Annotated in this window: 7 protein-coding genes; 5 read left to right on the forward strand and 2 right to left on the reverse strand. The window is 70.5% G+C overall.

From position 1 onward, the window contains the following. Positions 1 to 15: 15 nt before the first annotated feature. Genes KZ820_RS00740 through KZ820_RS00750 form a run of 3 tightly spaced genes read left to right on the forward strand, consistent with a single transcriptional unit; the run spans position 16 to position 6,147 of the window. On the forward strand, positions 16 to 2,355 hold the full coding sequence (locus tag KZ820_RS00740) for a GH92 family glycosyl hydrolase (protein ID WP_219746828.1): 2,340 nt from the start codon (positions 16 to 18) through the stop codon (positions 2,353 to 2,355). Positions 2,356 to 2,372: 17 nt separating this feature from the next. Then, positions 2,373 to 3,782 (forward strand): glycoside hydrolase family 125 protein, encoded by a 1,410-nt coding sequence (locus KZ820_RS00745; RefSeq protein WP_258047803.1) that lies wholly within the window; start codon positions 2,373 to 2,375, stop codon positions 3,780 to 3,782. Positions 3,783 to 3,816: 34 nt separating this feature from the next. Next, positions 3,817 to 6,147 (forward strand): GH92 family glycosyl hydrolase, encoded by a 2,331-nt coding sequence (locus KZ820_RS00750; protein WP_219746830.1) that lies wholly within the window; start codon positions 3,817 to 3,819, stop codon positions 6,145 to 6,147. A gap of 417 nt (positions 6,148 to 6,564) precedes the next feature. Here KZ820_RS00750 and KZ820_RS00755 read toward each other — a convergent pair whose 3' ends face one another. Continuing rightward, positions 6,565 to 8,904 (reverse strand): GH92 family glycosyl hydrolase, encoded by a 2,340-nt coding sequence (locus KZ820_RS00755; RefSeq protein WP_219746831.1) that lies wholly within the window; start codon positions 8,902 to 8,904, stop codon positions 6,565 to 6,567. 151 nt (positions 8,905 to 9,055) lie between these two features. Between KZ820_RS00755 and KZ820_RS00760 the strand changes: the two genes are divergently transcribed. Next, a complete protein-coding gene (locus KZ820_RS00760) occupies positions 9,056 to 10,390 on the forward strand; it encodes an ABC1 kinase family protein (RefSeq protein WP_219746832.1) in 1,335 nt (444 codons plus the stop codon). Positions 10,391 to 10,592: 202 nt separating this feature from the next. On the opposite strand, the gene KZ820_RS00765 is transcribed toward KZ820_RS00760, so the two are convergent. Next, complete coding sequence (locus tag KZ820_RS00765; protein WP_219746833.1) at positions 10,593 to 11,084, reverse strand: nucleoside deaminase; 492 nt, start codon at positions 11,082 to 11,084, stop codon at positions 10,593 to 10,595. Positions 11,085 to 11,355: 271 nt separating this feature from the next. Between KZ820_RS00765 and KZ820_RS00770 the strand changes: the two genes are divergently transcribed. Next, positions 11,356 to 12,369: a glycoside hydrolase family 26 protein gene (locus tag KZ820_RS00770; RefSeq protein WP_219746834.1), complete on the forward strand. Its 1,014-nt coding sequence runs from the start codon at positions 11,356 to 11,358 to the stop codon at positions 12,367 to 12,369. Positions 12,370 to 12,416: the final 47 nt, after the last annotated feature.

Here is a 12,416-nt window from a genome sequence, read left to right on the forward strand (position 1 = left end):
TCAGGGAGAGTGAACATGGCAAGCGCGCGGCGCCGGGGCATCATCGCGGCGCTGTGCGCCTCCGCCATGATGCTCTCCCCCGCGGCGACGGTGGCGCAGGACGCGCCACCGGCGTCGGTCGACCTCGTCAACCCGCTGATGGGGACGGACAGCAGCTACGAGCTGTCCTACGGCAACACCTATCCCGCGATCGCGGTGCCGTTCGGGATGAACGCCTGGACGCCGGTCACCGGCAAGATGGGGAACGGCTGGGGCTACACGTACAGCTCCCACAAGATCAACGGGTTCAAGCAGACGCACCAGCCGAGCCCGTGGATGAACGACTATGCCGCCTTCGCGCTGCTGCCGATGACGGGCGCGGTGAAGGCGAAGGAGGAGGAGCGCGCCTCCTGGTTCAGCCACAAGGCGGAGGAGAGCCGCGCCTGGGGCTACAAGGTCTATCTCGCCGACTATGACGTCACCACCGAGATCGTGCCGACCGAGCGCGCCGCGCACTTCCGCTTCACCTTCCCCGAGACCAAGGACGCGCATGTCCTGCTCGACGGCTATGCCGGCGGCTCGATGGTGTCGGTCGACCCGGCGCGGCGCCGCATCACCGGCTATGTCAGCAACAACCACGGTGGCGTGCCGGCCAACTTCCGCAACTGGTTCGTGGTCGAGTTCGACAAACCCTTCACCGTCAGCCAGACCTTCGACGGCAGCGGCACGCTGACCGCGGGGCGCCGCGCCGAGGGCGACCACGTCGGCGCGGTGATCAGCTTCGCGACGAAGAAGGGCGAGCAGGTCGGCGCGCGCGTCGCCTCCTCGTTCATCAGCGCCGAGCAGGCGCAGCGCAACCTCGACGGCGAGATCGGCCGCGACACGTTCGACCAGACCAGGGCCAAGGCACGCGCCGCCTGGTCGGCCGAGCTCGACCGCATCAAGGTCGACGATCCCGACCTCGACAACCGCCGTACCTTCTACTCGGCGCTGTGGCGCATGCTGCAATTCCCGCGCGAGTTCCACGAGCGCGGCGCGGACGGCAAGCTGATCCACTACAGCCCGTACGACGGGAAGGTCCACGACGGCCCGCTCTACACCGACAACGGCTTCTGGGACACGTGGCGCGCGGTCTTCCCGTTCTTCGCGCTGATGTATCCCGAGCGCGACGGCGAGATCATGCAGGGGCTGGTCAACACCTACAAGGAATCGGGCTGGCTGCCGGAATGGGCCAGCCCGGGGCACCGCAGCGTGATGATCGGGTCGAACTCGGCCAATCTGATCGCCGACGCCTATCTCAACGGCGTACGCGGCTTCGACGCGAACACGCTGTACGAGGCGATGGTCAAGAACGCGACCACCTCCGAGGGGCGCCCGCGCGACAAGAGCGGCAAGGTGCTCAGCGCGGTCGGGCGCGAGGGCGTCGAGCTGTACAACCAGCTCGGCTACGTCCCCTATGACGTCGGCATCAACGAGAATGCCGCGCGCACGCTCGAATATGCCACCGCCGACTTCTCGCTGTCGCGCATGGCCGCCGCACTGGGCAAGACCGACGACGCGAAGAAATATGCCGAGCACGCGCAGAACTATCGCAAGCTGTTCGACCCGCAGAGCGGCTGGATGCGCGGCCGCAACAAGGACGGCAGCTGGTCGACGCCGTTCAGCCCGTACAAATGGGGCGATGCCTTCACCGAGGGCAATTCGATCCATTACAGCTGGTCGGTGATGCAGGACGTGCAGGGCCTGATCGACCTGATGGGCGGTGATCAGAAGTTCGTGGCACGGCTCGACTCCGTGTTCTCGACCCCGCCGATCTTCGACGACAGCTATTACGGGCAGGTCATCCACGAGATCCGCGAGATGCAGATCGTCGACATGGGCCAGTACGCGCATGGCAACCAGCCGATCCAGCATATGATCTATCTGTACGACTGGGCCGGCGCGCCGTGGAAGGCGCAGTATCACGCGCGCGAGGTGATGCGGAAACTCTACTCCGCCGCGCCCGACGGCTATCCCGGCGACGAGGACAATGGCCAGACCTCGGCCTGGTACGTCTTCTCGGCGCTCGGTTTCTATCCGGTCACGCCGACGGTCGGGCAATATGCCATCGGCAGCCCGCTGTTCCGCCGCACCAGCGTCACCATGCCGGGCGGCAAGGTGCTGACGATCGAGGCCGAGAACAACAGCCGCGACAATGTCTACATCCAGTCGGCGACGCTCAACGGCGCGCCCTACAGCAAGCCGTGGCTGTCGCGCGAGGCGCTTCAGGCCGGCGGCACGTTGCGCTTCGTGATGGGGCCGACGCCGAACAAGCAATGGGGCACCGCCAAGGCGGACCGGCCCTTCTCGATGAGCGCGCCCGGGGCGGTGAAGTGATCGCGCGGCGTGAGCTGATGGCGGGCGCGGGGGCGGCGGCGGTCGCGGCCGCGCTGCCGCGCGCCGCGGCGGCGCAGGCGTTCGCGAGCAAGCGCCCGCCCAAGGCGCAGCGCAGGTTCACCAGCGCCGCGGTCGAGGCCGAGATCGCGCGCGTGAAGCGTCGCATCGCCGACCTCGAGCTCGCCTGGCTGTTCGAGAATTGCTACCCGAGCACGCTCGACACCACGGTCACCAAGGTCGGCACGGTCGACGGCAAGCCCGACGCCTTCGTCATCACCGGCGACATCGAGGCGCTGTGGCTGCGCGACAGCTCGGCGCAGCTGCAGACCTACGTGCATCTCACGCCGAAGGACGCGCCGCTGCGCCGGCTCTTCCACGGCCTGATCCAGCGCCAGGCGCGCTGCATCCTGATCGACCCCTATGCCAACGCCTTCATGGAGGACCCGACCGCGCGCTCGAACCTGGGCGCGCGCGACGACAAGACCGAGATGAAGCCGGGCGTCGCCGAGCGGAAGTGGGAGATCGACTCGCTCTGCTACCCGATGCGGCTGGCACACGGTTATTGGACTGCGACGCGCGACAAGGCGCCATTCGACGCCACCTGGCAGCGTGCGATGGCGCTGGCGGTGGCGACGCTGCGCCAGCAGCAGCGCAAGACCGACGACGGGCCGTACCGTTTCCAGCGGCTCAACCTGTCGCCGACCGAGACGCTGATGTTCGAGGGGCGCGGCGCGCCGACCCGCAAGGTCGGGCTCATCCACTCGATGTTCCGCCCCTCGGATGACGCCTGCCTGTACCCCTTCCTGATCCCGTCCAACCTGTTCGCGGTGAGCGCGCTGCGCATGCTCGCCACCGTCCAGCGCGAGGCCGCGGGCGACGCCACCAGCGCCGCCGACGCCGAGGCGCTGGCGAGCGAGGTCGAGGCCGCGCTGGCGGCACACGGCAAGATGCCGGACGGGCAGGGCGGCGAGGTCTGGGCCTATGAGGTCGACGGCTACGGCAACGCGATCTTCATGGACGACGCCAACGTGCCGAGCCTCTCGGCGCTGCCGCTGCTCGGCGCGGCGAAGCGCGACGACCCGCTCTACCGTCGCACCCAGGCGTTGGCGTGGAGCGAGCGCAACCCGTATTTCTTCAAGGGCAGCGCGGCCGAGGGGATCGGCGGCCCGCATGTCGGGATGGACATGATCTGGCCGATGTCGATCGTCAGCCGCGCGCTCGACAGCGACGACGACGCGCAGATCCTGCAATGCCTGCGCTGGCTCAAGGCGACCCATGCCGGCACCGGCTTCATGCACGAGAGCTTCCACAAGGACGATCCGGCCAAGTTCACGCGCCCCTGGTTCGCCTGGGCCAACGGGCTGTTCGGCGACCTCATCCTCGATCTGGAGCGGCGTCGTCCCGCGCTGCTCGCCACCCGCCTTTGACTGCCCCGCCCTGACCGACCCTGAAGGACCCGAGATGACCACCACCCGCCGCGAGGCGCTCGCCTCCGCCGCCGCGCTCGGCCTGGCCGGCGCGCTCCCCGCCGTCGCGCGCGCGCAGGGCGGTGCGGCGCCCGCCGCTGCCGCGCCGGACCTGTTCATCGGCACCGGCGGCCACGGCCACACCTTCCCCGGGCCGACGATGCCGCACGGCATGGTCCAGCTCGGCCCCGACACCGACAACACGCGCTGGGATTCCTGCTCGGGCTATCACCGCACCGACACCTCGATCATGGGCTTCAGCCACACGCATCTGTCGGGCACCGGCATCGGCGACATGCTCGACGTGCTGGTGGTGCCGACGCGCGGGCCGGTCCAGCTCCAGCCCGGACCGCTCAGCGACCCCGACCAGGGCTACCGCCAGCGCTTCTCCGACGAGCACGCGGAGCCGGGTTACTACCGCGTCCGGCTCGAGAGCGGCGTGCTGTCCGAGCTGACCGTCACCGACCGCACCGGCTGGCACCGCCACAGCTTCCCCGACGGGCCCGCGCACATCCTGGTCGATTTCGCGCACATGGTGCTCGACGTGTGGGACAAGGGCGTGCTGGTCGACGAGGCGTCGCTCCAGCTCGACGCCGACGGGCTGCTCACCGGCAGCCGCCGCGTCCATCGCTGGGCCAAGGGGCGGCGGATCCACTTCGCGATGCGGCTCTCGCGCCAGCCAGACCGGGTCCAGTTCTACGGCGACGACGATCGCCCGCTGCCCGCCGGCGCGCGCGCCGCCACCGGGGCCAAGCTCAAGGTCGCCCTCTTCTACGATCAGGCGGGCGGCGCGCCGATCCTGATCAAGACCGGCATCTCCGCGGTCGACGTCGCGGGCGCCAGGCAGGCGCTGGCCGAGGAGGCACCCGGCTGGGACTTCGACGCCACCGCCACCGCGGCGCGGCGGCGCTGGGCGCGCGAGCTCGACTCGATCAAGGTGGCGGGCGCCACCCTGGCCGAGCGCACGATCATGGCGAGCGGGCTCTACCACTGCCTGGTCGGCCCGACGCTCTTCACCGACCGCGACGGCCGCTACGTCGGGCTCGACCGCCAGGTCCACCGTGTCCCCGCGGGCGAGGCGGCGTACAGCGCCTACTCGCTGTGGGACACCTATCGCGCGTTGCACCCGCTGCTCACGCTGGTGAAGCCCGAGCAGGCCGGGCTGCTCGTGCGCGATCTCGTGCGCCAGACAGTGGAGAGCCCGTACGGGCCACCGGTGTGGCCGCTCCAGGGGGTCGAGACCGGCACGATGATCGGCTGGCACGCGGTATCGGTGATGGCGGAGGCCTGCGCCAAGGGGATCAAGGCCGATTACGCCGCCGCCTGGCCCAACCTGCGGCGCCGCGCCTTCGACCGCGACTTCAAGGATTCGGACAGCTCGCTCGGGCGCGGCTGGTACATGGACCTGGGCTTCGTGCCGGCAGACAAGACCTGGGAATCGGTCAGCCGCACGCAGGAATATGCCTATGACGACTGGGCCGCGGCGGTGATCGCCGAGGCCGCCGGCGCGACGGCCGACGCCGCCGCGCTGCGCCGGCGCGCGCGCAACTGGCGCAACGTGATCGACCCGTCGATCGGCTTCGCGCGCCCGCGCTTCGCCGACGGCAGCTGGTGGAAGGACTATGACCCGATCCAGCTCGGCCACGCGCCCGAGAAGCAGCGCGACTATACCGAGGCGAACGGCTGGCAGGCGACCTTCCTCAACCAGCACGACAGCTACGGCATGATCGAGCATTTCGGCGGCGACGCCAAGTTCATCGCCAAGCTCGACGCTCTGTTCAGCGCGCCCTCGACGCTGCCCAAGAACGCGCCGCCCGATATCTCGGGGCTGGTCGGCCAGTACGCGCACGGCAACGAGCCCGACCAGCACGTCGCCTATCTCTACGCCTTCGCGGGCGCGCCGTGGAAGACGCAGGCGATGGTGCGGCGGTTGTGCGACGAGATGTACAAGGCCGACCCGGACGGTGTGATCGGCAACGACGATTGCGGCCAGACCAGCGCCTGGTTCGTGCTGAGCTCGCTCGGCTTCTACCCGGTCGATCCGGTCAGCGCGGTGTACGTGTTCGGCTCGCCGCTGTTCGACGCGGCCGAGCTGGACCTGGGTGGCGGGCGCCGACTGCGCGTGCGCGCGATCGGCAACGCGCCCGACCGGCCCTATGTCCAATCGGTGCACTGGAACGGGAAGCCGTGGACGCGCAACTGGATCGCGCACCGCGACCTGGTGAAGGGCGGCACGCTCGAGTTCACCATGGGCGCCGCGCCGTCGCGCTTCGGCACCGCGCCGGCGGACCGGCCGCCGTCGTTCGGGCGGATGGCGCGGGGGTGAGAGCCGGGGCGCGACGCTGACGGCGTGCCCCGGCGGACGCCGGGGTCCAGGTGGGTAGGTCCGCGTGAGAGCCACCGCCGTTGCACGACTGGTCCCCGCCCTACGCCGGAAAACAGGCTGGTGGCGGTCGACTTTCCCGCTTGGCGGTGCAGTGCTCCTGCGCACGCAGGAGCCTAGGGCGGCAGCCCGTTACCCTTCGTGGCCCTGGGTTCCTGCGTTCGCAGGAACACGGGAGTGCCCCCGAACGCACCGCCCCGGCGGACGCCGGGGTCCAGGTGGGAAGGTCCTCCTGAGAGCCGCACGCGTCGCCCAACTGGACCCCGGCGGCCGCCGGGGTGGCGGCGAGGAGGGCGACATTCCGCCTACCACCGTCGCCACCCTCCCGGGACCAGCACCGCCTCGCCGCGCCCTCCGCACCTACCGCGGCATCGGCGTCAGCGTCGGCGGCGCGTCGGCCGGGGCGCTCCCCCAGGCCTTGTTGGGCGTCGGCCCCATCACCAGCTCGAGCCGAGCGCCGTCCTTGACGTCGTCGTGGCGAAACCACGCCTTGGTCCAGGGGCGCCCGTTGAGCGTCGCCGACTGGATGTACGGGTTCGCCGCGCCGTTATTCGTCGCCACGATCTCCAGCACCTTGCCGTTGCCGAGCGTGACCGCGGCGCGGTCGAACACCGGACTCGCCAGCATATAGACGTCGCTCGACGGATCGACCGGGTAGAAGCCCAGCGCGGTCAGCGCGTACCACGACGAGGTCGCGCCCTGGTCGTCCATGCCGGGATAGCCGAAGCCCGAGGCGTCGCTGCCGTAGAGCCTGTCGAGGATGCGACGGGCCAGCGCCTGCGTCTTCCACGGCTGCCCGCCCCAGGCGTAGAGGAAGGGCGCGTGCTGGTCGGGCTGGTTGCCCTGGACGTACTGGCCGACCATCCCCGTGCAGTCGCGGCAGATTCCCTTGGGCGTGTAGGGCGTCGCGAAGAAACGGTCGAGCTTGGCGTTGAACGCCGCACGCCCGCCGAGCGCGCCGGCGAGCCCGCCGACGTCGTGCGGTACCAGCCACAGGGTCGACCAGCCCGACGCCTCCTTCATCATGAAGTTGTAATAGGGCTCCTGCGGGTCGAACGGCGCGATCCACTTGCCGTCCTCCGTACGCCCGCGGACGAAGCCGGTGCGCTTGTCGAACACGTTGCGCCAGTTGGCGGCGCGGCGGCGGAACATGGCGGCATCGTCGCGGCGCCCGAGCCGCTCGGCCAGCTCGGCCATGGCGTGGTCGTCCCAGGCATATTCCAGCGTGGTCGCCGCGCCTGCCTTGCCGCCCGCGTAGGGCGGGCTGGGGTTGCCCGCGGGTACCTCGTCCGAGATCCAGCCGCGGCGCATATACTCGGCGAGATAGCCGCGCGGCCCGGCGGGATCGGTCGCGTTCTTGCGCATGTAGCCGTAGGCCGCGGCATAGTCGAACGGGATGCCGCGCCGCATCGCGCCGAGATACAGGAACACCGCATTGTCGCCGTGGAACGAGGTGTTCATGAAGCCACGCTCGCGCGCCATGTCGAGCTCGGACGCCATGATGTCCTGCACGACCTGAGGCTCGAGCAGCTCCAGCAGCACGATCTGGTTGCGCCCGGTATCCCAGAACGGCACCGGGCCGTAGCGGTCGTGCGTCGCGGTCTGCACCTTGCCGTTGCTGTCTGCGAAGCGCTCCCCCTTGCGCGCGATCAGCCGCGGGCTGGCGAAGGACTGGAACAAGGTGGAGTAGAACAGCCGCCGCTGCTTCTCGCTGCCGCCGCTCACCTGCACGCGGTCGAGCAGCCCCGACCAGGCCGCGCGCGCCGCGCCGCGCATGCCGTCGAAGTCCCAGCCGGGGCTCTCGGCGCGCAGTCGCGCCTCGGCGTCGGCGTAGCTCGCGCCGTGCGCGATCTTGACGAGCACCTGCTCGCCCGCGCGGGTGGTGAAGTCGGCATAGGCGCCGGCGAAACCGCCCTCGATCGTGCGTGCGTCGGGCAACACGTCCGAGCCGCCGATGCCATAGCCCTGACCACCGCCCGCAGCCTTGCGGAACGTGCCGAAGCGCTTGAACGGCTTGGAGAAGATCGCGACGAAGTAGCGACCGTCGCGGGCGTCGTGATCGTCGTTGGCGGTGGCGGCGCCGCGCACGGTCCGATCATTGACCACCTCGATCGCGCCGCCGCGGCGGTTGAGATTGAGGATCAGGTGCGCCCGTTCGGTGGCGGGGAAGGTGAAGCGCATCAGCCCGGTGGCGCGGGTCGCGGTCAGCTCGGCCCTGACGCCGATGCTGGTGAGATCGGCGGCATAATAGCCCGGCGATGCCACCTCCTTGGCCTTGTCGTAATAGGCCTGGGTCGACGCCGGCGGCACGGTCCAGTCACCGACCACGGGCATGACGAAGGGCTGCGCGCGCCCGCCATAGGTCGGTCCGCCGCCGGCGGTGAAGCCGATCATCGTCGGGTTGCTGTAGTAATAGGGCGTCGCGACGCCGGTGGGGTAGCTGAGCGGCACGTTGACGTTGACCGGCGCCGCCTCGACCGCGCTGTGCGGCAGCCGCGCGCCCGGCGAGGTGATGCCCGAATAGGTCGGCTCGCCCGGCGGCGGCGCGTTGCCGATCAGCTCGGGGCGGTCGAGCGGCGCGGTGCCGACGCGCGGGTCGGCGAGGTCGACGCCGGAGGGGCCGGCCTGCTGGCCGTGACCGCCGCTCGCCGTCAGCGTCGCGAGCGCCACCGCGCCCGCCCATCGTGTCGCTCGCCGCATCGTCACTCTCCCGCCCGCGCCGGATGATCCGCTGCCACCCGGCTACGCTTTTGATTAGACGGATAAATCAATTTGGTTGTCAATGGTGTGTGTCGCCGCGTGCACCCGAACGCCGCGCCCGGCCGTTGCTCTCGCGCGAAGGAGTGAGCGGATGGTGGACGAGCGCGGGCGCGCGGTACCGAGCGGGCGTTGGTCGCGGCTGGGCGGATTCGGCAAGCTCGCCGGCGGCGTCGCCGGCGGGGTGATCGCCGAGGGCGCGCGGCGGCTCGCCACCGGCGAGCGGCCGCGCATGAACGAGCTGCTGCTCACCCCCGCCAATGCCGCGCGCGTCGCCGACCAGCTCTCGCAGCTGCGCGGCGCGGCGATGAAACTGGGGCAGATGATCTCGATGGACGCGGGCGACGTGCTGCCGCCCGAGCTCACCGCGATCCTGGCGCGGCTACGCGAGAATGCGCACCACATGCCCCCGGCGCAGCTCGACCGCGTGCTGGCGCAGCAATGGGGCGAGGGCTGGCGCAAGCGCTTCCGCCACTTCCAGGCGCATCCGATCGCCGCGGCCTCGATCGGCCAGGTCCACCGCGCCGAGCTGCGCGACGGGCGCGTGCTCGCGATCAAGGTGCAATATCCCGGCGTGGCGGAGAGCATCGACGCCGACGTCGACAATGTCGCCACGCTGCTGCGCGTCACCGGGCTGCTGCCGCGCGAGCTCGACCTTCGCCCGCTGCTCGAGGAAGCCAAGCGCCAGCTGCGCGAGGAGGCCGATTACGGGCGCGAGCTGGCCATGCTCGAGTGCTATCGCGACCTGCTCGGCGACGATCCCTCCTATGTGCTGCCCGCGGCCGAGCCGGCGCTGAGCACCGCGCGCGTGCTGGCGATGGATTTCGTAGCGGGCGCGCCGGTCGAGACGCTCGCCGAGGCGCCGCAGGCAACGCGCGACATCGCCGGCGCGGCACTGGTGCGGCTGGTGCTGCGCGAGCTGTTCGACTGGGGCGTGATGCAGACCGACCCGAACTTCGCCAATTATCGCTGGCAAGCGGAGACGGGGAGGCTGGTGCTGCTCGACTTCGGCGCGGCGCGGCCGGTTCGCGCCGAGACGCGCGCGGGCTATCACCGGCTGCTGATGGCGGGTCTCGACGGCGACCGCGCGCGCGTGCGCGAGGCGGCGTTGGCGGCGGGCTTCCTCGGGCAGGCGGCGGTGGAGCGCCACGGCGCGGCGGTCGACCGCATGATCGACGTGATCCTGACCGAACTCGGCCGGCCCGGGCTGTTCGACTTCGGCGACCGGGGCTTCGTGGGCGTGATCCGTGAGGAAGCGACCGCGGTGGCGAGCGACCGCTCGACCTGGCACCTGCCGCCGGTCGACACCTTGTTCGTCCAGCGCAAGGTGAGCGGCACCGCGCTGCTGTGCGCGCGGCTCGGTGCGCGAGTCGAGGTGCGCGCGATGGTGGAGCGCTACCGCGGGGTGGACCTCGCAGCGACGGGGTAGGGCGGTGCGGTCGCGAGCGCCGCCGCTTCATCTCATCCTCCGCATCTTGGACTCGTTTCAGCATTCACCCTCCCGCGTGCTTCGCCGGCGGCGAGGATCGGGGCGATGTGGATCCTGAAACGAGTTCAGGATGACGCCAAAGTAGGAGAGCGGGGAAGCGCTCGACGAGGCACGACGCCTCGGGCCGAGCGCAGCCTCCGCCTCACAGGTTCGCCTGCTCCTCCTCGGGCAGCTCGGCGTCGGGCGGGTAATAGAGCGCGGCGCATTCCTCGCGCAGGCAGCCGCCCTCGATCACGATGTCGTCGCGATAGGCGTCCGCGATGAACGACAGCGTGTCGACGTGCTGTGCCTCCCAGTACATCGCGTGGACGTCCTCGCGTCCCGCGCCATAGACGACACGACCGACCTTCGACCAGATCGAGGCCATGGTGCACATGCCGCACGGTTGCAGCGTCGAGTAGAGCGTGGCGCCGCGCAGCTCGAGCTCGCCGCTGTTCTCGCAGGCGCGGCGGATCGCCATCATCTCCGCGTGCGCGGTCGCGTCGGGCAGCTCGTGGGTCTGGTTGCGCTCGGCCGCGAGCACCTTGCCGTCGAGCACGATCACCGAGCCGAGCGGCGAGGTCGACGGGTCCGATCCCTTCGAGCGGGCCACCGCGATCGCCTCGCGCATCCAGCGTTCGTCTTCCTCGGTCATGCACACCTCCGCCGCGCTCAACGCCGAGATGCCGCGCTCGCTCCCGGCCACTGCGGGCTCATCCGCAAATAACAACGACTTAGCCGAGAGTGCCGGGCCCGGCGCGCTGACGGGGCAGAGCGCGGCGTAGGCGGCGGTTCGTCGCAGCCGCGGCACGGAAGCCGGTGAACGGTGGTCGGTGCGGCGCGAGCGGAGCGGGTGCGGGGTGTGCCGGGCTTTCTCGCAGTCGCAGCAACTTCTACCCCAGCGACGGGGTTCGAGGAGGAAGATGATGTTCGATACCGATCAGCCGCGGCAGACCAGTCGACGTGACGCGCTGCGGCTCGGTGCCGGCGCGGCGGCCACCGCGCTGGTGGCGTGCCGCGGCCACGCCGTCGAGGTGACCGGCCTGCGCCAGGACGGCATCCCGACGCGCCAGCTCGGCGCGATCACGGGCAACGATCCCGCGGCGATGCGGCAGTGGGCCCAGTGGCTCGGCCGCCCGCAGGACCATGACCTGCTCTACTTCAACCAGGACAGCTGGGAGCAGCTGGACCAGTCGATCGGCTTCATCGCCGGCGTCGGCCGCGAGGTGCTGGCGCAGGGTCGGCGGGTGCAATGGTCGGTGCCGGTCGGCGGCCCGGGCGGTTACGACAGCGTCGCCGCGGGCCAGCGCGACGAACTCTATCGGCGCGTCGCCAGCGCGATCCTCGCCGCCTATCCGCGCGGGAACAGCCGCATCTACGTGCGCCTGCCGTGGGAGTTCAACCTGCCGTCGCAATCGCTCGCCGCGCGCGACGCGGGCGGGCGCTGGGCGGCTCGGCTCTATGTCGCGGCATGGCGCCGCATCGCCGGCGTCTTCCGCCAGGTCTCGCACCGCTTCTACTTCGACTGGTGCCCCAATATCGGCGAGGGCGGGATCAACCCGGAGCAATGCTATCCCGGCGACGACGTCGTCGACGTCGTCAGCCTCGATCTCTATTATCAGGGCCAGTATGACGACCAAAACATGCGCGACGCCGGCCGCTCGATCTTCGGCTATCGGCTATCGCAGCCGTTCGGCCTGGCCTGGCTGTCGAGCTTCGGCGCGCGCCACGGCAAGCTGATCGGCCTGTCGGAATGGGGGGTCGACGACGACCGCGCCGCGGTGTTCGCGCAGCTGCTCGCCGCCTGGATCGTCGCGCAGGGACCGCGCCTGTCGCACCACAATTACTGGAACCGCTCCGACGGCGGCATCAACGCCAAGCTGACCGACGGTCACCTGCCGAGAGTGGCGCGGGTGTACCGCGCCGCCTTCGGGCGCTGACCGGCGCGGCTGGGGCTGTCCTACGCGGGGGTGGCTGCGCTAGGGCG

This window comes from Sphingomonas citri (genome assembly GCF_019429485.1).
In the GTDB taxonomy this organism is placed as follows: Bacteria; Pseudomonadota; Alphaproteobacteria; order Sphingomonadales; family Sphingomonadaceae; genus Sphingomonas; species Sphingomonas citri.